Origin of the sequence: Corallococcus interemptor, from assembly GCF_003668875.1 — a bacterium.
Taxonomy (GTDB): Bacteria; Myxococcota; Myxococcia; order Myxococcales; family Myxococcaceae; genus Corallococcus; species Corallococcus interemptor.
The window spans coordinates 1-25,542 of the sequence record NZ_RAWM01000134.1 but is presented as its reverse complement, the minus strand read 5'-3'; the positions used below and the strand labels follow the sequence as shown (position 1 = coordinate 25,542).

The window sequence follows — 25,542 nt, the reverse complement described above, 5'->3', positions numbered from 1 at the left end:
GCGCGGGGGTGGGGGAAGGCCGGGGCGCGTGGTGCGTTGCGAGAGTCCCGGTGCCCGTGATAGGGGGCCACCCGGTACATCAAGATTCGCGGCGGCCATCCCCGTTCTCTTCAGGCCGCCCCCTCCGCAAGGACGCTAGACGCCCATGGAAATCCGCGCCGACGAGATCAGCAAAATCATCCGGGAGCAGATCAAGGACTACGGCAAGAAGGTCACCGTCGCCGAGACCGGCACCGTGCTGACCGTGGGCGACGGTATCGCCCGTGTGTACGGCCTGGAGGGCGCGCTGGCCGGTGAGCTGGTGGAGTTCACCAACGGCGTGCAGGGCCTGGTCCTCAACCTGGAAGAGGACAACGTCGGCGTCGCCATCATGGGCGAGTTCAAGGACATCCGCGAGGGTGACTCCGTGAAGCGCACCGGGCAGATCGCCTCCGTGCCGGTGGGCAAGGGCCTGCTGGGCCGCGTGGTGAACGCGCTGGGCCAACCGGTGGACGGCAAGGGCCCCATCGAGGCCACCGAGCACCGCCGCCTGGAGGTGAAGGCGCCCGGCATCGTGAAGCGCAAGTCCGTTCACGAGCCCCTGCAGACGGGCATCAAGGCGCTGGACGCGCTGGTGCCGGTGGGCCGCGGTCAGCGCGAGCTCATCATCGGTGACCGCCAGACGGGCAAGACGGCCGTCGCCATCGACGCCATCATCAACCAGAAGGGCCTGGGCGTTTACTGCATCTACGTCGCCATCGGGCAGAAGCAGTCCACCGTGGCGCAGGTGGTGGAGAAGCTGACCAAGCACGGCGCCATGGAGTACACGACGGTCGTCGCGGCGAACGCGTCCGACCCGGCGCCCATGCAGTACTTCGCCCCGTACGCGGGCGTCGCCATCGGCGAGTACTTCCGCGACAACAAGATGCACGGCCTCATCGTGTACGACGACCTCTCCAAGCAGGCCGTGGCGTACCGCCAGCTGTCCCTGCTCCTGCGCCGCCCGCCGGGCCGCGAGGCGTACCCGGGCGACGTGTTCTACATCCACAGCCGCCTGCTGGAGCGCGCCGCCAAGCTGTCCGACGAGGAGGGCGCGGGCTCCCTCACGGCGCTGCCCATCATCGAGACGCAGGCGGGTGACGTGTCCGCCTACATCCCGACGAACGTCATCTCCATCACCGACGGGCAGATCTTCCTGGAGACGGACCTGTTCTTCTCCGGCGTCCGCCCGGCCATCAACGTGGGCCTCTCCGTGTCGCGCGTGGGTTCCGCGGCGCAGATCAAGGCCATGAAGCAGGTCGCGGGCTCCATGAAGCTGGAGCTGGCGCAGTACCGCGAGCTGGCCGCCTTCGCCCAGTTCGGCTCCGACCTGGACAAGGCCACGCAGGAGACGCTGGCGCGCGGCGCCCGCATGGTGGAGCTGCTCAAGCAGGGCCAGTACGAGCCGCTCTCCGTCGAGCGTCAGGTCATCCAGATCTACGCCGCCACCAACAAGGACGACGCCGGCAAGCGCGGGTGGATCCGCCAGGTGCCGGTGGGCGACGTGGTCCGCTGGATGAAGGAGATGCTGGAGTTCGTGGACAGCAAGTACCCGAACATCGTCTCCGACCTGGTCGCCAAGCGCGAGCTGACCGCCGACATCAAGGCGAACATCAACAAGGCGCTCGCCGAGTTCAACGACGTGTTCCAGGCGACCCCGGGCGCCAAGGTCTAGTCTTCGCGCCCCACGCGCGGTTGCCGTAACGGACAGCCCCGTCCTCCCTTCGCGGGGAGGCGGGGCTTTTCGTTTGCCCGCGTGGATGAGTTACCGCAGCCGGGGCAGGATGGCGCGCAGGCTCTTGTCCGCGCTGCCCCGCGTGCCCAGGCGCTGCACGGCGGCGCGCTCGTAGGGCATCACGTTGGCGCGCTCCACCAGCTGCACGTGCGCGCCCAGCGCGGCGGGCATGGCCAGGTCCAGTTCGAAGATGTCACCGGCGACGAGCGTGGACTCCGGGCCCGTGTGCGTGGCGTCCCAGATGCGCTTGAGCGCGGAGAAGTAGCGCCCGCGGCGCAGGTACACCGGCCGGCCCAGCACGCCGTCCAGGTGCAGCGCCTCCGGCAGCGCGTCGAAGCGCGCGTCCCGGGGCTGCGTGTCCTCCAGCTGGAACTTGCGCGCGTCGCCGAACACCTTCAGCCGCTCGCGGCCCTTGGGGGCCAGCTTGTCCAGCTTGGCCTCCACCAGCTCCGTGTGCGCGTTGGTCACCACGGACACGGGCAGGCCCGTGGCCAAGAGCGCCTCCAGCACCTCCTTCGCCTCCGCCTTGAAGGCCGTGGCCGAGTGCCGGTACGCCTCCTTGTACAGCGTCTGCACCGTGTCCGTGCGCAGGGCCTCGTCGTCGCCCTTGCCGTAGCGCTTGAGCAGCCGGTGCGCGGTGCAGGTGGCCGTCAGGTAGGGGTCCGCGGTGGCCGGCGCCACGATGCGCCCCGCGACCTCCCAGCCGTACTGGTCCACGCCCTCATGCAGCGCGGCGACCTCCTCCGCCCACGCCTGGGACGCGTCCTGCCCCAGCACCCCGTACAGCGCGTCCTGGAAGTGCCTGAGGAAGGGCTCGCCCTCCGCCAGCACGTCCGTGAAGGTCCCATCGAAGTCCAGCACCACGCACGCGATTCCCATCCACCTGTCCTTGCAGCCCGGCCGCTTGGAAGCGCGGCCGTGAACGAAAGCCCCGAATGACGCCCCGTCGGCCGCTCCGAATCAAGCCCCCTGCCCCACCCCCGGGGGATGGCCGGTGCCAACTCCCGGAAAGCCCGTTCCAACCCGGGCCGGGTGGTCCCGCTTCGTTGCCACCCCCACCCTTGGATCTCCCGCGGGGGAGGGGGGCTCCGCGCTCATGTCCGAGCCGACTGGCACCTTTCTGGCGGAGTCCACCCCCGTGCCGCAGGAGTGGCTGCGCACGGTGTTGCAGCTGCTGCCGGTGGGCGTGGTCATCGTGGACACGGGGGGCCGCCTGCTCGCCGCCAACGCCGCCGCGAGCGAACTGTGGGGCCAGGACGCGCTGGCGCGGATGCAGCTGGAGAACTTCGGCGGCTTCGAGGCGTACTGGCCCGGCACCGGCAAGCGGCTGCGCGGCGAGGACTGGGCCGTGTTCCGCACCCTGAAGAGCCGTCAGACCGTCTCCAACGAGGAGGTGGACATCGTTGGCAAGGACGGCGCGCGCCGCACCATCCTCAACTCCTCGGCGCCGCTGTACTCGGGCGAGGGCCGGCTGGTGGGGGCGGTGAACATCAACGTGGACATCACCGAGCGCAAGGCCACCGAGCGCGCGGAGTTCTTCGTCAGCGAGGCCTCCCGGCTGCTCGCCGAGTCCCTGGACTGGGAGACCACGCTCAAGGCCGTGGCGCGGCTGGCCACGCTGGAGTGGGCGGACTACTGCATGGTGGACGTGCTGGGGCCGGACGGCGCGCTGCACCGGCTGGCGCTCAGCGCGAAGGACCCGCGCAAGCAGTCGCTGCTGGACCAGACCCTGCACTTCCCGCCGAAGATCGGCTCGGACACGCCGCTCGGCCGGGCGTTCGCGCGGGGCAAGCCCGTGCTCGTCTCGGACATCACGCCCCAGTGGCTGGACGCGGTGTCGCTGTCGCCCGAGCACCACCACCTGCTGGAGGCGCTGGCGCCGCGCTCGTCCATGCTGCTGCCCCTGGCGGTGGGGCGCAGGCGCTTTGGCATCATCAACCTGGTCTCCGCGTCCCCCGCGCGCCGCTACACGAAGCGGGACCTGGACTACGCCACGGAGTTCGCGCGCCGCGCGGCGCTGGCGGTGGAGAGCGCCCGGCTGTACCGCGAGGCCCGCGAGGCCCTGCGCGAGCGGGACGCGTCCGCGGCCATGCTGGAGTCCTTCTTCGCGGCGTCTCCGGTGGGCATGGGCTTCGTGAACCAGGAGCTGCGCTACGTGCAGCTCAACAAGGTCATCGCGGAGAACAACGGCATTACCCTGGAGAAGCACCTGGGCCTCACGCCCCGCGAGCTGATGGGCCCGGCGGGCGGCCCCATCGAGGACCTGCTGCGCCAGGTGCTGGAGTCGGAGGTGGCCGTGGTGGACACCCCGGTGGACTACGTGGCGGGCCCGGAGCCGCGCACCTTCCTGGCCACGTACTTCCCCGTGCGCTCCGGCACGGAGCTGTTGGGCGTGGGCGGCGTGGTGCGCGAAATCACCGAGCAGCGCCGCATGGAGACGCACCTGCGCTTCCTCACGGACGCCACCACGCGGCTGGCCACGTCCCTGGACTGGCGCACCACCGTGCGCAACGTGGCGGAGCTGGTGGTGGCGCAGCTGGCGGACTACTGCCTGGTGGACATGCTGGGCGAGGACGGCCAGCACCTGGAGCGCGTGGAGCGCCGCGCCAGGAACGGCCGGCTCCAGGCCCAGTTGGAGAAGTCCATGCCCTACGCGCCGCATCCCGGCGCCCAGACCCTGCTGCGCAAGGTGCTGGAGACGGGGCGCGCGGAGCTGGTGACCGAGGTGGACGAGTCCGCCATGCGCGCCTTCGCCGTCGACGACATGCACCGGGAAGTCCTGGAGGGGCTCCAGCCGCGCTCGGTGATGGTCGTCCCGCTGATGGCGCGCGGGCGCACGCTGGGCATCGTGAGCGCGGCGACGTGCTCTCCCACGCGGCGCTTCAGCACGCGGGATTTGTCGCAGCTGGAGGACCTGGCCTGGCGCGCGGCGCTGGCGGTGGACAACGCGCGGCTGTACCGGCAAGCGGAGCAGGCCGTGGCCGCGCGCGACGAGTTCGTGGCGGTGGCCACGCATGAGCTGCGCACGCCCCTGTCCGCGCTGCACCTGCAGCTGTCCTCGCTGCAGCGCACGGTGGACAAGCTGGCGTCGGATGAATCCGAGCGGCTGGGCCAGGGCCTGCAGGGGGCCCTGCGGCAGGCGGACCGGCTGACGCGGCTGGTGGCGCACCTGTTCGACGTGGCGCGGCTGGGCACGGGGCAGATGGCGCTGGAGCTGGGCGCGGTGGAGCTGTCCTCGCTGGTGCACGCGCTGGTGGCGCGGATGGAGGAGGCGCTGGCCACGGCGGGCTGCGTGGCGGTGGTGCACGCGGACGCGCCGGTGGTGGCGCTGGCGGACCGGCCGCGCGTGGAGCAGGTGCTGATGAACCTGCTCACCAACGCGATGAAGTACGCGCCGGGCCTGCCGGTGGAGCTGTACGTGGAGCGCGAGGGGGACACGGCCGTCATCGCCGTGCGCGACTGGGGCCCCGGCATCCCCCTGGAGGCGCGCGAGCGCGTCTTCGAGCGCTTCGCGCGCAACACCGGCGAGCACGCGAGGGCGAGCCTGGGCCTGGGCCTCTACATCTCCCGGCAGCTGGCCCGCGCGCACGGCGGCGACCTGTTCGTGGAGGCGCCTCCGGAGGGCGGGCCCGGCTCGCGCTTCGTCCTGCACCTGCCCCGGTGGAAGAAACCGTCCGGGACGGCGCCGGACTGAAAGCAGGCGGGCGCATGTCGCACGGCGCCCACCTTGCCGCCCACATCCGGGGGGCCAGTACCCTTCAGGGCCATGGACGACGCGCGAACCACGGCAGCGCTCGGACGCTGGCGGTGGCTGCCCTGGGGGCTGCTGGCCGTCGCGGTGGTGGTGGCCTCCACGGGCGCGTGGCTGGGCTCGCGCTCGCTGCGCGCGCTGGAGGCCCGCAGTACACAGCTGGAGCACGAGGCCGCCGAGTCCGAAGCCCACGTCGCGCAGCTGCAGACGCTGCGTCAGGCCATGGAGCGGCGGCTGCGCGCGCTGGAGCGTCAGCAGCAGGCGCAGGAGTGGGGCGGCGCGGCGGCGGAGCTCCAGGCGAAGAGCGCGGAGGCGCAGCGCACGCGGCGCGAGGCGGCGCTCGAGGCGCTGGGCCGGTCGCTGCAGGACGCGCTCAAGGCGGGCGACGTGACCTTGACGCTGGAGGACGACGCCCTGCGCGTGGACGTGTCCGAGCGGCTCCTCTTCGCCCCCGCCACGACGTCGCTCACGCCGGAGGGCACCGCCCTGCTGAAGCAGGCCGCGGCGGTGTTCCGGGGCCCGCTCGCCGACCATCGCGTCGCGGTGGAGGCCCACACCGACGAGGTCCTGCCCGCCGCGCCCGGGGGCCCCGCCACCACCGCGTGGGAGCTGTCCGCCGCGCGCGCCGTGGCGGTGGTGCGCCAGCTGGGCGAGCGCGAGGCCCTGGCTCCGGAGCGCCTGAGCGCCACGGGCCACGCCGCGTACCGGCCCCTGGTGCCCAACGACAGCCCGCCCCACCGCGCCAGCAACCGGCGCGTCACGCTGCGGCTGTCCCCCACGCCGGTGACGCCGGAGAGCGCGGCCGTGGCCCGCACGGAGCCGCCGTCGCGGCCCTTCAAGCGCCAGGCGAAGGCCAAGGCGAAGAAGACGGCGCAGCGCTGACGCTTGGAGGTGAATAGAACGCCGGGCCGCCCGTCAGGGGGAGCAGAGGGTTTCACCTCGCCCCTTCCCCGGAGCCTCCCGTGTCCGCCTTCCGCCCCGCGCTGTGCGCCGCCTTCGCCGCCAGCCTGCTCTTGGCCGCGTCTCCCGCGGAGGCCCGCTTCGGCAAGAAGTCCCCGGACACCTCCGAGAACAAGAAGGACAAGGACGACGACCAGGGCTCCAGCAGGGGCTCCCGGGTCCACGCCGCCACGCCCGTCGTGCGCGAAACCCACTCCTACCGCCGCGAGCGGCCCTCGTACTCCGCGCACGTCCACGGCGACGCCGTCGTCGCGGCCGCGGAGCTGCTGACCGTGGCCGTGGAGGCCTCCAGCCCGGGGCCCGCCCTGGTCGTCCGCGAGCAGCGCGACGTGCAGCCGCTGGAGCTGCGCGTGGGCCTCAACGTGGGTGCCCTGGGCGGCGGCCTCGCCGGGGACGCGTTCCTGGGCATCGAGGGGGAGGCGCTGGGCATCGCCGTGCAGGGCACGCAGCTGGTGCTGCCCACCGACGACGGCACGCCCGGCACGGACGACCTGCGCCTGGCCACGATGCACCTCACCTGGGCGCCCGTGTCCACCGACCGCGTGCGCTGGCGGCTGGAGGGCGGCGTCTCCACCGCGCAGGCGCCGGACATCCTCTTCGTGGGCCCCAGCCTCGCCACGTCCCTGGAGGTCTGCGTGGCGGGCCCGCTGGACCTGGAGGCGCGCGTGCAGGGCACCGCCGGCACCTACCGGCAGCTGGACGCGAGCGCGGGCCTCGCGCTGCACCTGGGCGCCCTCATGGTGCGCGGTGGCGTACGCGGCCTCGTCCTGGACGACGCGGGCCGGGTGGACGGCGTGCGGCACGTGGACCGCTTCGTGGGCCCCTACGCGGGCGCCGGCTTCGCGTTCTGAAGCGCCCGGATGTCCGGGGGTGCACATGCGCCCTTCCGGACACCGTCCCCCGTCCCGGGGCCCCTGTTCCGCCTCGGGGTGATGCGGGTTGAATATTCCGGGCAAGCAGGCGTCCACACGCCGCGGCCCATCCCGTGGGCCCCTGAAGAGGAGAGGTCGCCGTGGGCTTCGTGAAGACCCTGAGTGCCGCGCTCGCTGTCGCCGTCCTGATGGGGTCCGCGCCCGCGGAGGCCCGCTTCGGCAAGCGCTCCCGGCCGAGCACGTCCGACGCGAAGGACTCCGACGACCGGGACGACGGCAGGAAGGAGCACCGCGCCACCCCGGTGGGCCGCGCGTCGGACGCGCCGGTGCGCTCCAGCGTGCGCGCCTCCGGCGCCGGCCTGGGCTGGTTCGACGTGCTCTTCATCAGCGGCCCGGCCAGCTACCACCGCCGCGCTCGCGCGGAAGTGCCCCGAGGCCAGCGCGCGCCCCGGCCCGCGCCGCTCGTGCACCTGAACCTGCAGGGCAACAGCTTCGGCGACGTGGGCGGCGCGCTGGACCTCTTCATGGCCCTGGACGGCCAGCGCTGGGGCATGGACGCGCGCGTGAGCGGCCTCTCGCTGGAGCCGGACGACGGCTCCAGTGACCGGGACCGGCTGACGCTGCTGGACGCGCACCTGACCCTCTCGCCGTGGTCCACCGAGCGCGGCCGCTTCCGCATGGAGGCCGGCATCGCCAGCGCGCACGCGCCGGACGCCATCTTCGTGGGCCCCAGCCTCGCCGCGTCGCTGGAGGCGTGCCTCGGCCCGTCGCCCTTCGACGTGGAGGCGCGCATCCAGGTGGTGCCCTTCCCGCACCGCCAGGTGGACATGCAGGCCGGCCTCGCGCTGCACCTGGGCGCCCTCAACCTGCGCGGCGGCTGGCGCACCCTGTTCCTGAGCGACGGCGGCCACCTGGACGGCGTGGTGCACTCGGACAGCTTCACCGGCCCCTACCTGGGCCTGGGCCTGTCGTTCTGAAGGGCCCGCGATCCTGAAGTAAAAACTCCCGGGGTCCCCTGCGTCCGCGCGCAGGCCCCGGGAGTCTTCGCGTCCGGGCTATTCCTCGGACGACGCCGCGTAGGACGCCGGAGCGCTCTCCGCCCCCGCGCCATTGGACGCGCCCGCGCGCTTCATGCGCCGCTTGGGCGGCGGAGCCAGCTTGGGCTCCATGCTGAAGACGCGCCCGTAAATCTCGGGCGTGTTGATGTTCACGATGACGCCGGGGTCCTTCACGTTCAGGCGGCGCGGGTTGATGGCCCTGAGCACCGCCTCCAGGTCGTCCCCTTCCGCCTCCAGGACCTTGCGCGCCGCGCCCCGGGACAGCACCACCGGCCAGCCCGTGGCGTTGTCGTACTCCGGCCGCAGGGACAGCTCGCCCTCGGTGCCGCCCCGCTCCATGTCCTTGAGCATGGACTTCACGGTGGTGACGCGCAGCGCCGGCATGTCCACCGGATGCAGCAGCATCACGTCCGCGTCCTCGGCCATGGCCGCCTCCAGCCCGGCCTTCACCGACGAGAGCAGGCTGCGCTCCCAGTTCGGGCTCGTCACCAACTCCAGGCTCGGGTGCTGATCGCGCACCAAGGCCTCGTCGCTGCCCACCACGCCCAACACCCCACACCCCGCCTTTCCGAAGGTGGACGCCAGCGACTGAAGGAAGCTCTTGCCCCCCTCATGTTCGATGAGCGCCTTGGGGTGGGACATCCGCCGGGCCTTGCCCGCCGCAAGGATGATCGCCACTGCCTTCATGACCCGCCTCCTCGCCCTCGACGGAAAGCCGGGGGCACCGCCAACAGGCTGTTGACCTCGCGGAGGGATTGCAGCCTGTCCGTCAGTGCGAGTCGTCAGACAGCCGCCAGTCACACGAGGAGGTGTTCGCTGCCGGCCCTTTGGGCAAGGGCGGATGTCCACCAGCGGTCAGGCGGACGGGCCCGGGGCCTTCCCCTCCCCCGCGCCGGATGGGCGGCAGGCGGGACTTCAGTGCAGCCAGCCGCTGGAGGCCGCCAGCCGCAGCGGGGCGACGGTCTCCACGGTCGTTTCTTCCGGCGTGGCCAGCGCCTTGACGGTCAGAATTTCAGCCAGCCGGGCCAGCGGACGGCGGCGGGCCACGCGGTGCAGCTCGTCCTCGGTCACCTCGCCCAACAGGTCGCCGCCCCGCCCCTCCACCACGGGCAGCACGTGCATGCCGTGGCGGTACATCTGCTGGAGCGCTCCCAGGACGGTGTCCTCCGGGAACAGGGTGATGGCGCGGGAGATGAGGTTCTGGAACTCAGGGCTGCGGCACATCGACACGTGAGGCCTCCGGTGCTCGGCGTTCGGGCGCCGTGTGCCGGAGGCCTTAGCAATCCGCTTGCCGACCTATTTCTTCGCCGCGGGCTTCACCGATTCGACCATCTTGCGGAAGCCCTTCTCCGCGCCGTTCACCGTCTTCTCCGGCCCGGTGAGCTTGTAGAAGATGGCGCCCTCCGGCCCCTCCACGATGGCGCCGCGCAGCTTGAAGTTCGGCTTGGGCGCGGAGGGCCCCATCATGGGGCCGCCGCCCGCGTACGTGCCCTTCACCTCCACCGTGGTGACGGGCAGCCCGTTCACCTTCTCCTGCTTCGTCTTCGCGTCCTTGTCCTCCAGGGGCTTGCCGTCGGGCTTCTGGAACTGCGCCACCCAGCGCTTCACGTTCGCGTCCACCGCGCCGCCCTGTCCCTGCCCGAAGTAGAAGACCGCCAGCTCCGCGTCTTCCGGGTCTCCCTTCGCGGCGGGCACCTTGTACGTCGCGGCGCGCATCGGACGCGGAGGCTGGGCGGCCCACTCCGCGGGCGCGCTCCACGTCAGCCCTCCAGCCTCCTCCGCGCTCGCGCCCATCGCCACGGTCATCGCCAACACAGCCAGCAGTCGGTTCATGGACGGCAGCGTATCCGCGTTCCTCCGCGCAGGCCCACCCCATAGGTGACTCGGCGCGTCAATCCCTCTCACTTTGTGACCGGGGACTGGCGTGCTACTCACTGCATCGTTTCCAGCAGTTCACCTTGGGCTGGAGGGGATTCCCACCATGAAGAAACAGTTGTTCCTCGGGGCCATGGCCCTGGGAGCCGTCGCCTGCACGCCGGAGATTGCGCAGGACGCTCCGAACCTGAACGTCGGCCTCGCGGAGTTCGACCCCTCGGCGTCTCCCGCCGTGGTGCCCTCTCCCAACGACCTGGCCATCGTCACCCTCGCCGATCAGACGAAGCGGGTGAACGCGCCCATCAACCCGACCGCGTCCCCGGCGGAGCAGGAGTTCACGCGCGACTACCTGAACACGCTGAACGGCTTCCCGACGTCCGCCATCGCGAGCACCAAGATCAAGGACCTGGATCCGCGCACGGTGAGCCCGCAGACGGTCATCTTCATCGACCTGTACAAGGGCACGCCGTTTGAGACGAAGAAGGTGACGCCGACCCTCGCGTACAACGAGGACACGGACCTGCTCAACATCATCCCCCCGGTGGACCTGAACACGGGCCTGCCGGCGTGGCCGAAGGGCAGCCGCTACGCGGTGGCGCTGGTCGGTGGTGAGAAGGGCCTGAAGACCAACTCGGGCCAGTCCATCATCGGGTCGGCCACGTGGGCGTTCATCAACTCCGACAAGTCGCTGGTCACCTGCGAGGACCTGACCTCGCCTGACTGCGCCCCGGCCACGGAGCTCATCCCCTCCACGGAGACGGATCCGGCCAGGCGCCTGGCGGACCAGACCGCCAAGTCGCTGCAGCTGGAGCAGATCCGCCGCGGCTACACGGACGTGTTCAACAAGGCGCTCAAGCCCCAGGGCTTCAGCCGTGAGGACATCGTCCTCATGTGGACCTTCAGCATCGTCAACCAGCCGGAGGCCACCATCAGCCTGGCCGCCACGCCCCGGCTGCCCGCGCCCATCATCCCCTTCCCCAACAACCTGATCCGGGACCCGGTCAAGAAGACCCTGATGTTCCCGGTCCCGACGACGCCGGGCCTGCAGCAGGACCTGTTCACCGGCCTGAACACGCTGGACGGCTTCTCCCCCACGGGCGCCATCGTCTCGGAGAACGGTGACGACCAGGGCGTGCTGGACGGCACCATGTACCGCGAGGCCGAGGACGGCCCGGCCCCCAAGCTGGATCCGGAGTCGCTGGCCGAGGGCGTGAAGTTCTTCAAGGTGACCAACCAGGACAAGGGCACCCAGCCGGACTGGACGACCTGCCTGGTGAACAACGCCGGTGACTGCGGCACCAGCGTGGGCGCCGAGGGCGCCGTCCCCGTGCCCCAGCAGCTGCAGATCGTCCCGAAGGCGCCGCTGGATGGTGCCACCGAGTACGGCGCCGTGATGACCACGGACCTGAAGGACGAGAAGGGCCGCAACGTGGCCCCGGCCACGGCCTTCGCGCTGCTGCGCCTGGCCAACCCGGTGTACGACGAAGTCGCCAAGAAGAGCCTCATCTCCTCCGTGCCGAAGGAGCTCGCGGAGCAGCTGGAGCCGCGGCGCAAGCTGCTCAAGGCCTACTTCGACAAGGTGGCGGCGCCGGTCGCCCAGGGCGGCCTGGGCATCCCGCGCTCGAAGATCGCCCTGGGTTGGAACTTCACCACCCAGAGCACCACGTCCATCCTGGAGCAGCTCTACACGCTGCCGGGTGGCGTGTACGGGACGCCCGCGGCGCCCGTGTCCGTCTTCCCCATCACGTCGCAGGTGAAGTCCGCCATGACCGGCGCCGGGCTCGCGTCCGACAAGGTCGGCGCGGTCTACGAGGTGCGCGCCAACACGCCGTGGCTGCTCACGGGCCCCTTCGGCACGCTCAACCCCACCGAGCCGCGCCCCACCCGCTACCCGTTCATGCTGTTCACGCCCGCGGGCGAGGCGCCCACGGGCGGCTGGCCGGTGCTGGTGTTCGGCCACGGCCTGACGAGCAACCGCACCGCGGTGCTCGGCGTGGCCAACAAGTTCACCGGCGCGGGCTACGCGGTGGTCGCGATGGACGCCGTCTACCACGGTGAGCGCAGCAGCTGCGTGGGCTCCGCCTCGGTGCTGGGCGCCCCGAGCGACGACGCCGCGTGCGCCGACCCGGCCACCCAGCGCTGCGAGACCAGCCCGGGCAGCCTGTCCTACGGCCGCTGCGTGGCGCGCACCGCGGGCGCCGGCGCCGCCTGCGACGCCGCGTCGCTGCCGCCGGGCGTGCCGAACGGCCAGGTCTACTGCGCCAACGTCGTCTCGCAGGGCCAGTGCATGGCCGACAACAAGTGCGAGGGCGGTGACTTCAGGCGCAACGCGCAGGGCGTCCCGGTCATCTCCGGCTGGAACTTCCTGAACCTGGGCAACCTGTTCACCACGCGCGACAACTTCCGCCACCACGTGGTGGACTTCAGCCAGTTCCTGCGCGTGCTGGCCAGCCCCGAGCTGTCCACGGCCGTGGGCGGTCTGAACGCGGCGCAGGTGGACTACGTGGGCCAGAGCCTCGGCGGCATCATGGGCACCATGTCCACCGCGGTGTCCTCGCGCGTGCGCCGCTCGGTGCTCAACGTGGCCGGTGGCAACCTGGCCGGCGTGCTGCTGACCGCGCCCGCCTTCCAGCCCCAGCGTGACGCGTTCCTGGGCTCGCTCGCCACGGCGGGCATCAAGCCGGGCATGCGGTCGTTCGACACGTTCATCAGCCTGGCGAACACCATCCTGGACCCGGCGGACGCGCGCAACTACGCGTACCTGCTGGACAACAACCCGGCTGCCGGCACGGACCCCGCCAAGCACCGCGCGTTCATCCAGTACATCGAAGGCGACCAGGTCATCCCGAACGCCAACACGCTGGCGCTGATCAACGCGGCCAACCGCAAGGACGCGCCGCGCACGGTGGCCTCCTACATGTTCGGCGAGGCCGCTATCGGCGCCATCCCGGCCGCCGGCCGTCACGCGTTCCTCAACAACCCGCAGATTCCGGAGGCCGTGCGCAACGCGGCCCAGGACCAGATTCTGGGCTTCCTGGCGACCGGCACCGTGGCGCAGTAACGGCACCCACTGAGAGAGGAATCACACACCCATGAAAAAGACACTCTCCCTCGTGGCGATCCTGGCGGCTGGTACCAGCCAGGCCGCGGGCTTCCAGATTGACACCCAGGGCGCTCGCGCCACCGGCGCGGGCGGCGCGGCCACGGCATGGCTGGAGGACTCGTCCTCCATCTATTACAACGTGGCCAACATGGTCGGCGTGAAGACGCTGGACATCACGCTGGGCGACACGGGCATCCTCCCCAGCATCACGTTCCAGCGGCCGGGCCAGGAGCAGGAAGGGCAGCGCACCACGCTGTCACCGCCTCCGCACCTGTTCGTGGTCTACAAGCCGTTCGAGAAGGCGGCGTTCGGCGTGGGCGTGTACACGCCCTTCGGCGCGCGCAGCCGCTGGGAAGAGGGCTTCAGCGGCCGCTTCCGCGGCTACGAGTCCTCGCTGGCGACGTACTACATCAACCCGTCGTTCGCGTATGAGCTGCACCCGCGCTTCCGCTTCGGCGCGGGTCTGGACATCGCGCGCGCCACCATCGAGCTGACGCGTGGCCTGGACTTCGTGAACAGCGAGGGCTCCATCCACCTGGGCGGCGCGGACTGGGGCTCCGGCTTCAACATCGGCGTGCAGGCCAAGCTGCTGGACAACCTGGACATGGGCCTGCACTACCGCAGCGCCATCGACATCTCGTTCAAGGGCAAGGCGGACTTCCAGAACATCCCGGTGGAGTTCCAGAGCCGGCTGACGGACCAGACCGCGACCGCGGACGTGGTCCTGCCGTCCACCGTGACGGCGGGCCTGGCGTACCGGCCGCTGCCGAACCTGCTGCTGGCGTTCGACGCGAGCTGGGTGGACTGGTCCACGTTCTCCGAGCTGGCCATCCGCTTCGAGAACCCGTCCATCGACAACCCGGTGCCCAAGCGCTGGCACGCCAAGTGGAAGTACGCGCTGGGCGCCGAGTACGGCGTGACGGACGCGCTGCAGGTTCGCGCGGGCTTCGTGTACGACCCGTCCCCGAGCCCCAACAGCACGCTGACGCCGGACCTGCCGGACGCGAACCGCATCAAGGCGACGTTGGGCGTGGGCTACCAGTTCCGGCCGTTCCGCGCGGACCTGGGCTACCAGTTCGTCGCGCTGGCGGACAAGGTGAGCACGGCCCCGGGCATCCCGGCGACGTACTCCGGCTCCGCGCACGTGTTCGGCCTGACGCTGGGCTTCAACCCCCAGTAACCGGCTGAGCACTTCCTGAAGTACCGGGGCGCCCGGTCCCTTCCGTTCATGGAAGGGCCGGGCGCTTTCGCTTACGGTGCAAAGCCGTGAGCCCTTCCAAGCCCGGCCGCAACGACCCGTGCCCCTGTGGCAGCGGGAAGAAGTACAAGGCCTGTCACGCCGCCGAGGACCGCGCGAAAGCCGCGCCGCCTCCCTCCACCGCCCCCGCCCACCCGCTGAAGCAGGACCTGGAGGCGGCCATGTCGCTTCTGGGCGACGCGGACGTGTCCCGCCTGTCTCAGACGCTGGAGCACCTGTCCGTGCTGCTCCAGGCCGCGGGACCCCAGCCGGGGCTGAGGTACGACGACAAGGCCTTCAGCGACCACGTGGGCAAGGCGCTCGCGGCGCTGGCCGCGCAGGAGGGCCTGGACGCGATGCAGGCGCGCAACAGCCTGCGCGTGGGCGTGGTGCGGGAGCTGGGCACGCGCGGCTTCCAGGAGAAGCTGGGCGCGGGCCTCCTGGCGCAGGCCGCGAAGGGTGGACGCACGCCGGAGGAGCGGCGGGCGCTGTGCGTGGGCGCGCTCTTGGCCACGGCGGCGAAGAAGACGGGCAAGGTGCGGCCGGAGGACAACCCCGTGCTGGACGTCGTCTTCGACGTGCAGTTCCGCGAGTGGAGCCAGAAGCACGCGGAGGTGGTGCGCAAGTACGAGTCCCTGGTCGCGCAGATGGAGCCGGAGTCCATGACGCCGGAGGCCTCGGAGGCCCTGCGCAAGGCGGAGGCCGGGGAGCTGGATGCGCTGGTGAAGCACGTGCAGGCGGACCCCGCGCTGGTGGAGCGCATCTCGCGCGAGGCGAAGGAGCGCGCGCAGCGGGTGGAGACGAAGCTGAGAGACCCCGCCACGCCGTCCGTCTTCTCCCCGGAGGAGGAGCTGTGGCTCACCGTCGTGCTGTGGGAGCCCTTGCGCGCGATGAAGTCCCAGCCCAAGGACCCGGAAGGCCGGCGGCAGGTCATCGCGGCGCTGCTGCGCGCGGTGAAGGGCGCGGTGGACGCGGACTTCCTCGAAGGGATGCTGGAGCGCATGCGCGCGGGCGCGAAGGACCCGGCGGCGGACGAGCCCACGCGCGAATGGCTCACCGACGCGGCCATCGCCTTCGAAGCAGAGCCCGCGCGCCTGGTGCTGGCGGCGCTGCTCACCGCGCGGCAGGAGGCGAAGGGGCGCAGCGCGGAGGAGATGGTGTCGCTCGCGGACTTGAAGGCCCTGCCCGCGTGGACGCCGGAGCAGCTGGAGCCCTACCGGCAGCTCCTGGAGAAGGAAGGCCGCGCGTCCGGCGCGGACCGCATCCGCCGCGCACAGGGCTGGCTGCGCGAGCACCCCGTGCAGCTGGACGCGGAGGCCTGACGTCTCAGACGAAGAGCGCCTTCGCGGTCTGCTGAAGGCGCTCCGTCCCCATGCGCATGAGCTGGCCCTTCAAGCCGGGCTGGGTGACGACGTGCCGCTCGAAGGCGGCGCGCTCCAGCCGCAGCACCACGCAGGGCGTCCTCGTGCGCACCGTCGCGGACACCGGCTTGTCCAGCAGCAGCGAGATTTCGCCGAACACGTCGCCCTCGCGCAGCTCCGGCAGCAGCACGATGCGGCCCCGCTGCTCCAGTGACAGCTGCACCTGGCCGCGCAAGAGCAGGTAGAAGGCGTCCCCCGGCTGGCCCTGCGTGAGGAGCACCTCTCCCGCGGGCACGGCGCGCAGGTCGAACTCGCGCGACATCGCCTGCTTCAGCGCGGGCGGAAGGTTGGTGAACAGGGGGCTGGTGCGCAGCAGGTTCTCCACCAGCCGGCGCTGGTAGAAGGCGTGCACGGCCGCGTCCACCTCCGGGTGCGCCGCGCTGACGCGGGCCAGGGACTGGCGCTTGAACTCCAGCAGCACGGAGCGCTCGCGCACCTCCACGCTGGCCAGCCTGGGCCCCTCCGACACCAGCGCCACCTCGCCGAAGAAGTCCCCCGGCCCCAGCGTGGCCACGACCTGGCGCGCGTTGCCCTCCCCCCGGCGCGCCACCTCCGCGCTTCCCTCCACCAGCGCGAACATGGAGTCGCCCGGCTGCCCCTCCTCCACCACGCGCTGACCGGGCCAGAAGGCGCGCACCTCCAGCGCCTCCACCAGGGCCACGAAGGCCTCCCGCCCCACGCTGGCCAGCACCGGCACGCCTGGGTCCTTGCCGTCGGGGACCCAGGCGAAGGTCGGCGCCAGTGCGCCGGGCGGCAGGGCGAAGCGCTCCGCCACGGTGTGCACCACATCGAAGCGGGTGCCCGGGACTCGCGCCATCACCAGGGCGGCCACCGCGCGCAGGAGCTCACCCGCGCGGGTCCAGGCGCGCGCCGCATTGAGATAGGCGCTGATGGCCGCGGCTTCGTGCTCCAGCGACTGGTACATCTCGGCCACGCGCAGGTGCGATACCGGGTCGTCAGGGTCCACGCGCAGCGCGGCCTCGTAGGCCTCCAGCGCCTCTCTCAGCTCACCGCGCGCGGCGAGGAGCTTCGCCCGGGACTTGAGGGATTGAGCGTGTGGGGAGTCCGCCATGCGCGCTTCTGTAACCCAGCCGCGCGGCGCACGCACCCGTTCGGTAGGGCGGACCGTTCACCCGCTCAAATCCCGCACCCGCTCCGCCAGGCTCTGCGTGAAGAGGCGGTAGATGCGCAGGGCGGCGGCCTCGTGCGTCTCCAGGAAGTATTGGAAGTCCGTCCGGGTGACGCGCAGGGCGCGCACCACCGTGTGCGCGCGCACGTGCGCGGACACCGGGCCATCCAGGATGAGGGAGATTTCCCCCAGGAACGCACCGGGCCCCAGCATGTTGAGCTGGCGCGCGTCCCGGCCCGGGCCGGTGGACACGCTCACCATGCCCTCCAGCAGCACCACCAGCCCCATGCCCTTGGCGCCCTTCTCCAGCACCGTCGTCCCCGCGGGCAACAGCATGGGCCGCGCCAGGCGGTAGAGGTCGCGCATGTCTTCCAATGACAGACCATCGAAGATGGGAATGGCTTTCAGATAGCCATAGCCATCCACCACCGGCGGCGCCTTCTCCGCCGCGGCCGCGCCCTCCGGCGCCGACGCGAGCCCCAGCTGCTGGAGCAGCCGCGCCTGCTCCGCCTGGAGCAGCAGCAGCCCCGCGCCCGACGCGTGCTTGATGCCATCCGCCAGCAGCACCAGCGCGCGCCACGTGGCGCCCTCCGCGTCCAGCAGCTCGCACATGCGCAGCACGGCTTCCGGCCGCTGCGCGTCGTCCACGGGCACCGCGCGCAGCATCTCCAGCTCCGCGTGCGCGTTGCCCAGCACCCGGAACACCCCCGCCGCCTCCATGGGCCGGTGCATGCGGCCCAACAGGTGCGCCAGCGACTCGCGCGCGCCCAGCGCCTGGTACAGCGACAGCGCCTGCTCCAGCGAACCGGCGCGCTCGAAGGCCGCCGCCGCGCGGGCCTGCTCGCCCACCCTCAGCCACGCCTCCGCCGCCAGCAGCGGCGCTCCCGCCTGTTCGTACAGGGGCGCCGCGCTCCGGTCATCTCCGTCCGCTTCCAGGAGCCTCGCCGCGCCCGCGAAGTCGCGTGCCTGCCGCAGCACCTCCACCAGGCGGTTGCGCGTGTCGGTGGGCACCGCCAGCGCCTCTTCCAGGACCCGCTCGCGCTGCGCCGCGCCCATCGCCTCGTAGGCCCGCACCGCGTCCTCCACCTCGCCCTTCAACACCCGCGCCCACATGCCTCGCGTGACGCTGGAGCCAGGGCCCACGGCCACGTCGCCCACGTTCGAATCGTCTGGAATCACGGCCCCGTCATTCCTCCCGGACGCCCCGGCGGACAGAGGATGTCCACGCCTGGGTCCGGGACCCTGATGGCGTAGCATCCTGAAACAGGGAAAGCCAGCCATCACGGGGAAGGACGGCAGGCCTTGGACAGACGCCGGACCGCGCGGAGGGGCCGCGCGAAACCCGGGAGGTTGGGGCTCGGGAAACCCCTTGCCGCACCGGCCGCTATGCATGCGCGGGCCGGGCGTTATCGTGGGGAGCCATGGGGTCTGCCCCGGAGCGCCGGATGCCAGAGCGACGAATCTCGGGGGGTTGGAAGGCGGCCGTGGTGGCCGGACTGCTGGGCCCGGCCGTGGCGTGGGCGCACGCGGGCCTGCCGGAGACGTCCAACGTCACGCTGCGGCGTGGCCACCCGGAGGACTTCTTCGTGGGGGCCACCTTCGGCGCGGTCATCTCGCGCGACAGCGGGCGGACGTGGCGCTGGGTGTGTCCGGATGCCATGGGGTATGGCGGCTGGCGCCCGGAGTCCTTCGTGTGGCGCGGGACGGGGGAGCTCCTGGCGGCCACGGGCAACGCGCTGCTGTCCTCGAAGGACGGCGCGTGTTCGTGGACGTCACACCCCGCGTTCAAGGACACGTGGGTGACGGGGCTCGCGGCGCACCCCACGGATGACGCGGTGTTGTACGTGGCCACGGGCCGCTCCACGTCGGTGACGAACGGGGTGTTCCGCTCGGACGACGGCGGCGGGACGTGGCGGGCGCTGGCGCTGCAGCGCGCGGGGGTCCTCTTCTCCGCGGTGCGCGTGTCCACCGCGGATCCGCGCACGCTCTACGTGTCCGCGTCGGACACGGCGCGCATGTACCTGTTCCGCAGCGGCGACGCGGGCGAGACATGGGAGGAATTGCCGCAGGCCTTCCCGGACCTGGTGCGCCCGTTCGACTTCGTGGTGACGGCGACGGACCCGGTGGATCCGCTCGGCGTCTGGGCGCGCGTGTCCGCGCAGGGCTACACGCACGTCCTGCACAGCACGGACGGGGGGCGCACCTTCAGCGCGCGCACGGGCGCGGGCATCGACGACGTCTTCGTCAACATGGACGTCTCCGCGGACGGGGGCACCGCGTGGGTGTCCACGTACAACTCCTTCTTCCGCAGCCAGGCGGGTGGGGCCTTCTCCAAGCTGGAGCTGCCCACCGGCAACGCGTGCGTGACGCGCGTGGGAGACGTCCTCTACGGCTGCGGCTCGCCATGGCTCCATGACTGGTCGCTGGCGCGCAGCACCGATGACGGCACCACCTGGGAGCCGCTCTTCAGCCTGGAGCAGATTCAAGGCAGCCATCAGTGCCCGGCGGGCACGCCCGTGCGAGAGCTGTGTCCGTCGCGCTGGCCCCAGCTCGCGGAGACGATTGGCGCGCCGCTCTATCCGGACGGCGTTCCGGACGCGGGCGTGCCGGATGCCGGCGCGCCGCCCTCCGACGCGGGCACTCCCGCGGATCCGAAGCCGAAGCCGTCCTCGGGCTGCGCCGCCGCGCCCGCGGGCACGCTCGTTCCCCTGTTCCTCCTTCCCCTGTGGCGTCGCGGCCGGCGGCGCGAGGACCCGAGACCATGAAGCTGAAGACGTTCCTGCCGTGGAGCACCGCCGCCGTCGCGCTGCTGGCCCTGAGTGGGTGCGACAAAGACGACGCCCCTCCCCAGGCCACGGCGTGCGGCGAGCCGCTGTACGCGGGCGGCGCCACGGACGAGGCGTGGCGCACGATGGAGGACGCGAAGAACCAGCCCCAGGACAGCTCGCGCGCGGTGACGCTCACGTCGCCCGAGCCCGGGCAGTCGTACTTCACGGATCAGGCCGCGCCGCTGTGGCGGTGGACGTCCCCGCTGCGCGCGTCGCTGGAGCATCCGGTGCCGCCAATGCGGGAAGCCCGCCCGCGTGAGTCGAAGCGGTCGGTGCTCGCGTGGCTGGGGAACCAGGTGCTGCCCACCGCCGAGGCCCACCTGCCGCCGTACACGGGCGACCTCTACTGGGTGAAGGTCTACGCCGCCGGGCGCGAGTGCCCCATCGCGCAGGTGTTGACGTCCGAGTTGCAGTGGCAGCTGGATGGCGGCTCCTGGCAGACGGTGAAGGACGCCGCGGGCAAGGAGCTGTCGGTGCAGGTGGTGAGCGCGTACCTGGTGCAGAACCGCATCACGGAGGGGCCCTACACGATGGGGTCCACCGTGCCGTTCACGATGGGGATGGCCAGGTGAGGCGCGCTGTCTGGCTTTGCGCGCTGGCGCTGGGCGCGTGCACGGAGACCGAGCCGCCGGAGCCGGGCCCGGACGTGCCCGAGCTGACGTACGCGGATCCGAACCCGTGGACGCGGGGCGGTACGACGGTGCCGCCTCCGGGGGCTTCCGGCAGGCTGCTGGTGACGAACAGCCTGGATGACTCGGTGAGCCTGCTGGAGATGGACGGGCTGGGCACACCGGGCTGGGGCGAGCTGGCGCGCGTGCCGGTGGGGCTCCATCCGGTGGAGCTGGAGGGGCCGCACCACACGGCGGTGTCGCCGGCGGGTGACTACTACTACGTGGGCATCTCCAACTACGTGCCGGGCGGTGGTTCGGGGCCACATGGCGCGCACGGGACGGGGACGGCGGATGGCTACTGCCTGAAGCTGAGCGCGAAGGACAACCGGCTGGTGGCGTCCACGCGTGTGGACCGCAACCCCGGGGACGTCATCGTCAGCGCGGACGGGCGCACGCTGTACCAGACGCACTTCGACCTGCTTCGCATCGCGGACGTGGCGCGCAAGGGCGGCACCGAGGAGGACATGGCCGCGCGCATGGTCATCCTCGACGCGGAGACGATGGCGGTGAAGGAGCGGGTGAGGGTGTGCCCCGCCCCGCACGCGGTGCGCCTGTCCGCGGACGAGCGCACGGCGTACGTGGCCTGCTGGTCGGACGAGGTCGCGGTGGTGGACCTGGAGGCCGAGGGCCGGCCGGTGACGCGCGTGAAGGTGGCGGCGGGCGCGGGCACGGCTGTGAACCCCCGGCATCAGCCGTACGCGCTGACGGTGTCGCCCACGACGGGGGACGTGTGGGTCAGCTCGCTGGCGAGCAAGCAGGTGCAGGTGCTGGAGCCCGGGACGCGCACGATGAACCCGGAGCGCACGGTGTACCTGCGCGGCGCGCCCATGTTCGGCGCGTTCACGCGGGACGGGCGCACGCTCTACATGCCCTATCAGCAGGAGGACGCGGTGGCGGTCATCGACGCGGCGACGTCCGCGGTGCTGCGCACGGTGCAGCTGTCGCAGGCGGGCTGTCTCAACGTGCACCAGCTCATGCTGACGCCGGACGAGCGCCACGGCCTGGCGGTCTGCGAAGGGGACCACATCGGCCCGGGCACGTTGCACGTGGTGGACCTGGGCGAGGGCACGGTGGTGTCCACGGTGAAGGTGGGCATCTTCCCGGACTCGGTGAGCCTGCTGCGGGGGACGCCGTGAGGGGCCTGCGAGGAGGCATGGCGGCGCTGCTCGTGGGCGTGCTCGCCGGGTGCCGTGAGGACGGGCCCCAGGACGCGGCGGACTACGGAGAGGCGCTGTTCCAGAGTTCGACGCTGTCGTCGAGCGAGTACAACTCCTTCTCCTGCGCGACGTGCCACGCGACGACGGCGCAGGCGCCGGCGGGACGCATCGACTCCGGGCACACGCTGTACAACGTGGCGGCGCGGCCTGACTGGTGGGGCGGCAGCGAGACGCGGCTGCTGGACGCGGTGAACGTCTGCTACGTGAACTTCATGCGTGGGGTGACGAAGCTGGGGCCGGACGAGCCGCGCTCCCGCGCGCTGTATGAGTACCTGTCGCGGATCAGCCCGGACGCGCAGGCGCCCGCGCTGCCGTTCACGGTGGTGAAGGACATCCAGGACGTGCCCCGGGGCGACGCCACGCGCGGCGAGGCGGTGTACCGGGCGGCGTGCCAGAACTGCCACGGCGCGACGCACACGGGTGAAGGCCGGTTGACGACCTTCGCGTCGGTGCTGCCGGAGGTGACGCGGACCTACGACGAGGCCTTCCCGGGCATCCCGCACGCGCAGGTCGTCATCGAGAAGGTCCGGCACGGGCCGTTCTTCGGCGTGGGAGGCACCATGCCGCTCTACGGCAAGGAGGCCCTGTCCGACGCGGACCTGGGCGCGCTGCTCACGTACCTGGGACTTTGATGCGGATCCGCTCGCTCTGAAGGAGTACTGCGCGCTGCACTACTACTCGGAACAGGAGCACGGGTACTTCCTCAGCTTCCTCTCCGACATCGGCGGAGATGGCCCGGATGGCCGCAAGTACTGCCTGGTTCCCCGGAAGCTCCATGAGTTGGAGCACCGGCGAGTCGTGCTGTTGGGGCCTGCCCACAACCATCCCCACAACCCGCGTCCTTCCGAGCGGGACATGGGCGCGTTGAGGCCCGCGGGCTGGTCTCCCCTGGGCACGTCCCGAGTCCTCGAACAGGAGACAGGGCGCATCTGGGACCGCGAGCTGTACATCTTCCACAAGGACAAGCTGGGGCACTGCATCGCCTACAGCTACAACTACGCGACCCCCGTCGTGTCCGCGCTGCGGGCGGGCCATTGGGTTCCCATCGGGAAGGCCGAAGGTGACTGGGGCGCGTTCAATGCCTTCGAGGGAAAGGACTGGCTGCCATGACGCTGCGTGGATTGCGTGCGCTCGGACTCGGGTTCCTGGGTGTTGGGCTGAGCGGGTGCGGTCTGCTCGGCTACCACAAGCTTCCCATGGCTCCGCGTGCGCCCGAAGCAGAGGCTGCCCGCGTCCACTTCCCGGAGTCCTTCGACAACGCCACCCATCTTCCGGGTCCCATGCTGGAGGCCCTGAGCCTGGCGCTGAATGACTTCCTTCCACCGGGCCGGAAGGTCCAGAGCAACGCACGCGACCCGCGCATCGCGGAGTGCCTGTCACGCCGCGACACCTACGAGACCCGCGTGCTCCGCTCCGAGGATGGACTGTTCTTCATCTCCTTCATCCCGGACCTGTCCCGCTGCGGTCTGGATGCGGAGATCCTGGATGGAGGCGCGGTCTACTGCGTGGATGGCCAGGGCCGCATCGTGGCCGTGCACTGAGCCCGTCCCCCCGGCCGTCACACGGGCAAGGAGGGAGGGGCCGTGCTTCCCGCCCCTGCCCGGGCACGCCGGGCCGCCCCACCTCTAAGAGATTCATGGCCTCGTCGGGTACACAGGAACGGGGCCCTTCCTCGGAGGGGCGGACGCCCATGACGGGCCGTGCCCCCGCGTCCCTGGCGGAGCTGCTGCACACCGACCGCGATGCCATCGTGGAGGACTGGGCCGCGCGGGTGGCCCCCCTCTTCGCCACCCTGCGCCTGTCACACGAACAGGTGGTTGACGCCCTGCCCTCCATCCTCACGGAGCTCCACGCCTCGCTCGTGGAGGCCGAGGCGAATCCCCGGGACACGCCTCCGCTCCACCACAGCGAGGCCGCGGGCGTCCATGGCCGTCAGCGCCTGCGCCTGGGCGTGAGCGTGTCCCTGCTCACGCGCGAATACGCCCTCCTGCGCGACTGCATCCTCGACCGGGCCGGACGCGCGGACCTGGACGTGCCGCTGGCGCAAGTGCGCGTGCTCTGCACCTGCATCGACAACGCGCTCGCCCAGGCCGCCATCCCGTTCGCGTTCGACAGCGCCGAGCGCCGCCACGCCGAGGCCGAGGAGCGCGAGCGCTTCTTCCAGCTGTCCCCGGACATGTTCAGCATCGCGGGCATGGACGGGTACTTCAAACGCGTGAACGCGTACTTCGTCCAGGTGCTCGGGTGGAGCGAGGCGGAGCTCTGCCAGCACCCGTTCATGGAGCTGGTCCACCCCGACGACCGGGAGTCCACCCAGGCGGAGATGCGCAAGCTGTCCCAGGGCATCCCCACCCTGCGCTTCGAGAACCGCTTCCGCACCCGCGACGGCCGCTACCGGTGGCTCGCGTGGACCTCGCGCCCGGTGCCCGAGCTGGGCCTCCTCTACGCCGCCGCGCGCGACATCACCGAACAGAAGACCGTGGCCCAGGAACGCGAACGCCTGCTGGAGGCCGTGCGCGACAGCGAGGCCCGCTTCCGCAACATGGCGGACCACGCGCCCGTCATGCTCTGGGTGACGGACGCGCAGGGCCTCACGACCTACATGAACCGGGGCTGGTATGCCTTCACCGGCCAGACGGAGGCCACGGGCCTGGGACTCGGCTGGTTCGACGCCATCCACCCCGACGACCTCTTGCGCACGCAGCGGACCTTCGGGGACGCCTTCGCCCTGCGCCAGAGCTTCCGCCTGGACTACCGGCTGCGCGGCGCGGACGGACACTACCGGTGGACCGTGGACACCGGCTCGCCCCGCTTCGACGCGGACGGGCACTTCCTGGGCTACATCGGCAGCGTCATCGACATCTCCGACCGCAAGCAGGCGGAGGTGGACCGCGAGGCCCTGCTCGCCCGCGAGAGCGCCGCGCGCCGCGAGGCCGAGGAGGCCAACCAGCTCAAGGACGAGTTCCTCGCCACCATCAGCCACGAGCTGCGCACGCCCCTCACCGCCATCCTCGGCTGGGTGCAGCTGTTGCGCACCGGCAACCTGTCCGAGCCCCGCCGTGAACGCGCCATGGAGACCATCGAGCGCAACGCGCGCTCGCAGGGACAGCTCATCGAGGACCTGCTCGACGTCAGCCGCATCGTGTCCGGCAAGCTCAAGCTGGACGTGGCGCCGGTGGACCTGTCCGCGGTGGTGCAGCAGGCGCTGGAGTCCGTGCGGCCCGCGGCGGACGCGCGCGGCATCGAGGTGCGCTCCACCGTGGACACCTCCAGCAGCGTGATGGGGGACCCGCACCGGCTCCAGCAGGTGGTGTGGAACCTGCTGTCCAACGCGGTGAAGTTCACGCCCCGGGGCGGCCACGTGCGGCTGGTGGTGGCGCGGCATGACTCCACCGTGGAGCTCACCGTGGAGGACACCGGCCAGGGCATCTCCGAGGCCTTCCTCCCCCACGTCTTCGAGCGCTTCCGCCAGGCCGACAGCGGCAGCACGCGCAAGACGGGCGGGCTGGGGCTGGGCCTGTCCATCGTGCGGCACATCGTGGAGATGCACGGCGGCACCGTCTCCGCCGCCAGCGACGGCGAGGGCCGGGGCGCCACCTTCACCGTGCGCCTGCCCCTGTCCGCCACGCAGCGGCCGGACCCCGCCCTGCCCCCGTCACCCAGGCCC

Annotated in this window: 21 protein-coding genes; 15 read left to right on the top strand and 6 right to left on the bottom strand. The window is 71.6% G+C overall.

What is annotated here, in order from left to right:
- Nucleotides 1-145: 145 nt before the first annotated feature.
- Nucleotides 146-1,693 carry a F0F1 ATP synthase subunit alpha gene (gene atpA / locus D7X96_RS32275; protein WP_120552326.1) on the top strand — a complete coding sequence of 516 codons (1,548 nt, stop codon included), beginning with the start codon at nucleotides 146-148 and terminating at the stop codon, nucleotides 1,691-1,693.
- Nucleotides 1,694-1,783: 90 nt separating this feature from the next.
- On the opposite strand, the gene D7X96_RS32270 is transcribed toward atpA, so the two are convergent.
- On the bottom strand, nucleotides 1,784-2,632 hold the full coding sequence (locus tag D7X96_RS32270; RefSeq protein WP_120552325.1) for an HAD family hydrolase: 849 nt from the start codon (nucleotides 2,630-2,632) through the stop codon (nucleotides 1,784-1,786).
- Between the two features lie 217 nt (nucleotides 2,633-2,849).
- Between D7X96_RS32270 and D7X96_RS32265 the strand changes: the two genes are divergently transcribed.
- The 4 genes from D7X96_RS32265 (at nucleotide 2,850) to D7X96_RS32250 (ending at nucleotide 8,313) form a co-directional block, all read left to right on the top strand.
- Nucleotides 2,850-5,447, top strand: coding sequence for a GAF domain-containing protein (locus D7X96_RS32265; protein WP_121771485.1), 2,598 nt, complete (start codon nucleotides 2,850-2,852; stop codon nucleotides 5,445-5,447).
- A 72-nt stretch (nucleotides 5,448-5,519) separates the two neighbouring features.
- Nucleotides 5,520-6,386 (top strand): OmpA/MotB family protein, encoded by an 867-nt coding sequence (locus tag D7X96_RS32260; protein ID WP_121771484.1) that lies wholly within the window; start codon nucleotides 5,520-5,522, stop codon nucleotides 6,384-6,386.
- An 80-nt stretch (nucleotides 6,387-6,466) separates the two neighbouring features.
- Complete coding sequence (locus tag D7X96_RS32255; protein ID WP_121771483.1) at nucleotides 6,467-7,315, top strand: hypothetical protein; 849 nt, start codon at nucleotides 6,467-6,469, stop codon at nucleotides 7,313-7,315.
- Between the two features lie 161 nt (nucleotides 7,316-7,476).
- On the top strand, nucleotides 7,477-8,313 hold the full coding sequence (locus tag D7X96_RS32250) for a hypothetical protein (protein ID WP_121724920.1): 837 nt from the start codon (nucleotides 7,477-7,479) through the stop codon (nucleotides 8,311-8,313).
- Nucleotides 8,314-8,391: 78 nt separating this feature from the next.
- Here D7X96_RS32250 and D7X96_RS32245 read toward each other — a convergent pair whose 3' ends face one another.
- The 3 genes from D7X96_RS32245 to D7X96_RS32235 form a co-directional block, all read right to left on the bottom strand.
- The gene (locus tag D7X96_RS32245) at nucleotides 8,392-9,081 is read right to left on the bottom strand and encodes a nucleotidyltransferase family protein (RefSeq protein WP_120552320.1); all 690 of its coding nucleotides are present in this window, start codon (nucleotides 9,079-9,081) and stop codon (nucleotides 8,392-8,394) included.
- A 228-nt stretch (nucleotides 9,082-9,309) separates the two neighbouring features.
- Nucleotides 9,310-9,618, bottom strand: coding sequence for a CBS domain-containing protein (locus D7X96_RS32240; protein WP_121771482.1), 309 nt, complete (start codon nucleotides 9,616-9,618; stop codon nucleotides 9,310-9,312).
- A 72-nt stretch (nucleotides 9,619-9,690) separates the two neighbouring features.
- A complete protein-coding gene (locus D7X96_RS32235) occupies nucleotides 9,691-10,227 on the bottom strand; it encodes a hypothetical protein (RefSeq protein ID WP_208647415.1) in 537 nt (178 codons plus the stop codon).
- 148 nt (nucleotides 10,228-10,375) lie between these two features.
- Here D7X96_RS32235 and D7X96_RS32230 point away from each other — a divergent pair, with 148 nt between their 5' ends.
- From D7X96_RS32230 to D7X96_RS32220, 3 genes are all read left to right on the top strand, one after another.
- On the top strand, nucleotides 10,376-13,330 hold the full coding sequence (locus tag D7X96_RS32230) for a hypothetical protein (protein WP_121771480.1): 2,955 nt from the start codon (nucleotides 10,376-10,378) through the stop codon (nucleotides 13,328-13,330).
- 31 nt (nucleotides 13,331-13,361) lie between these two features.
- The gene (locus D7X96_RS32225) at nucleotides 13,362-14,552 is read left to right on the top strand and encodes an OmpP1/FadL family transporter (RefSeq protein WP_120552316.1); all 1,191 of its coding nucleotides are present in this window, start codon (nucleotides 13,362-13,364) and stop codon (nucleotides 14,550-14,552) included.
- 86 nt (nucleotides 14,553-14,638) lie between these two features.
- The gene (locus D7X96_RS32220; RefSeq protein ID WP_121771479.1) at nucleotides 14,639-15,931 is read left to right on the top strand and encodes a YecA family protein; all 1,293 of its coding nucleotides are present in this window, start codon (nucleotides 14,639-14,641) and stop codon (nucleotides 15,929-15,931) included.
- 4 nt (nucleotides 15,932-15,935) lie between these two features.
- On the opposite strand, the gene D7X96_RS32215 is transcribed toward D7X96_RS32220, so the two are convergent.
- Both D7X96_RS32215 and D7X96_RS32210 read right to left on the bottom strand, forming a co-directional pair.
- Nucleotides 15,936-17,102 carry a cyclic nucleotide-binding domain-containing protein gene (locus tag D7X96_RS32215; RefSeq protein ID WP_120552782.1) on the bottom strand — a complete coding sequence of 389 codons (1,167 nt, stop codon included), beginning with the start codon at nucleotides 17,100-17,102 and terminating at the stop codon, nucleotides 15,936-15,938.
- 57 nt (nucleotides 17,103-17,159) lie between these two features.
- Nucleotides 17,160-18,272, bottom strand: coding sequence for a cyclic nucleotide-binding domain-containing protein (locus D7X96_RS32210; protein ID WP_370450203.1), 1,113 nt, complete (start codon nucleotides 18,270-18,272; stop codon nucleotides 17,160-17,162).
- 332 nt (nucleotides 18,273-18,604) lie between these two features.
- Here D7X96_RS32210 and D7X96_RS32205 point away from each other — a divergent pair, with 332 nt between their 5' ends.
- From D7X96_RS32205 to D7X96_RS32175, 7 genes are all read left to right on the top strand, one after another.
- Nucleotides 18,605-19,924, top strand: a complete 1,320-nt coding sequence (locus D7X96_RS32205) for a WD40/YVTN/BNR-like repeat-containing protein (protein WP_121771478.1) — start codon at nucleotides 18,605-18,607, stop codon at nucleotides 19,922-19,924.
- Nucleotides 19,921-20,559 carry a hypothetical protein gene (locus D7X96_RS32200; protein ID WP_120552780.1) on the top strand — a complete coding sequence of 213 codons (639 nt, stop codon included), beginning with the start codon at nucleotides 19,921-19,923 and terminating at the stop codon, nucleotides 20,557-20,559. The genes D7X96_RS32205 and D7X96_RS32200 overlap by 4 nt, the downstream gene beginning before the upstream one ends.
- The gene (locus D7X96_RS32195) at nucleotides 20,556-21,794 is read left to right on the top strand and encodes a YncE family protein (RefSeq protein ID WP_120552779.1); all 1,239 of its coding nucleotides are present in this window, start codon (nucleotides 20,556-20,558) and stop codon (nucleotides 21,792-21,794) included. Before D7X96_RS32200 ends, D7X96_RS32195 begins: the two co-directional genes overlap by 4 nt.
- Before the next feature lie 17 nt (nucleotides 21,795-21,811).
- Nucleotides 21,812-22,507: a c-type cytochrome gene (locus D7X96_RS32190; protein ID WP_121771477.1), complete on the top strand. Its 696-nt coding sequence runs from the start codon at nucleotides 21,812-21,814 to the stop codon at nucleotides 22,505-22,507.
- A gap of 166 nt (nucleotides 22,508-22,673) precedes the next feature.
- Entirely contained in the window at nucleotides 22,674-22,985 is a 312-nt protein-coding gene (locus tag D7X96_RS32185) for a hypothetical protein (protein ID WP_121771476.1), read from the top strand.
- Complete coding sequence (locus D7X96_RS32180) at nucleotides 22,982-23,416, top strand: hypothetical protein (protein ID WP_120552776.1); 435 nt, start codon at nucleotides 22,982-22,984, stop codon at nucleotides 23,414-23,416. Before D7X96_RS32185 ends, D7X96_RS32180 begins: the two co-directional genes overlap by 4 nt.
- Before the next feature lie 149 nt (nucleotides 23,417-23,565).
- A partial coding sequence (locus D7X96_RS32175; protein WP_158626657.1) for a PAS domain-containing sensor histidine kinase occupies nucleotides 23,566-25,542 on the top strand: 1,977 nt, incomplete at its 3' end.

What these genes read in the sequence shown, in the direction of transcription:
- D7X96_RS32245 (WP_120552320.1), bottom strand. Translation starts at nt 9,081, where the DNA reads ATGAAGGCAGTGGCGATCATCCTTGCGGCGGGCAAGGCCCGGCGGATG.
- D7X96_RS32190 (WP_121771477.1), top strand. Translation starts at nt 21,812, where the DNA reads ATGGCGGCGCTGCTCGTGGGCGTGCTCGCCGGGTGCCGTGAGGACGGG.
- D7X96_RS32240 (WP_121771482.1), bottom strand. Translation starts at nt 9,618, where the DNA reads ATGTGCCGCAGCCCTGAGTTCCAGAACCTCATCTCCCGCGCCATCACC.
- atpA (WP_120552326.1), top strand. Translation starts at nt 146, where the DNA reads ATGGAAATCCGCGCCGACGAGATCAGCAAAATCATCCGGGAGCAGATC.
- D7X96_RS32270 (WP_120552325.1), bottom strand. Translation starts at nt 2,632, where the DNA reads ATGGGAATCGCGTGCGTGGTGCTGGACTTCGATGGGACCTTCACGGAC.
- D7X96_RS32200 (WP_120552780.1), top strand. Translation starts at nt 19,921, where the DNA reads ATGAAGCTGAAGACGTTCCTGCCGTGGAGCACCGCCGCCGTCGCGCTG.
- D7X96_RS32260 (WP_121771484.1), top strand. Translation starts at nt 5,520, where the DNA reads ATGGACGACGCGCGAACCACGGCAGCGCTCGGACGCTGGCGGTGGCTG.
- D7X96_RS32215 (WP_120552782.1), bottom strand. Translation starts at nt 17,102, where the DNA reads ATGGCGGACTCCCCACACGCTCAATCCCTCAAGTCCCGGGCGAAGCTC.
- D7X96_RS32230 (WP_121771480.1), top strand. Translation starts at nt 10,376, where the DNA reads ATGAAGAAACAGTTGTTCCTCGGGGCCATGGCCCTGGGAGCCGTCGCC.
- D7X96_RS32210 (WP_370450203.1), bottom strand. Translation starts at nt 18,272, where the DNA reads ATGTGGGCGCGGGTGTTGAAGGGCGAGGTGGAGGACGCGGTGCGGGCC.
- D7X96_RS32235 (WP_208647415.1), bottom strand. Translation starts at nt 10,227, where the DNA reads ATGAACCGACTGCTGGCTGTGTTGGCGATGACCGTGGCGATGGGCGCG.
- D7X96_RS32205 (WP_121771478.1), top strand. Translation starts at nt 18,605, where the DNA reads ATGCCAGAGCGACGAATCTCGGGGGGTTGGAAGGCGGCCGTGGTGGCC.
- D7X96_RS32265 (WP_121771485.1), top strand. Translation starts at nt 2,850, where the DNA reads ATGTCCGAGCCGACTGGCACCTTTCTGGCGGAGTCCACCCCCGTGCCG.
- D7X96_RS32180 (WP_120552776.1), top strand. Translation starts at nt 22,982, where the DNA reads ATGACGCTGCGTGGATTGCGTGCGCTCGGACTCGGGTTCCTGGGTGTT.
- D7X96_RS32225 (WP_120552316.1), top strand. Translation starts at nt 13,362, where the DNA reads ATGAAAAAGACACTCTCCCTCGTGGCGATCCTGGCGGCTGGTACCAGC.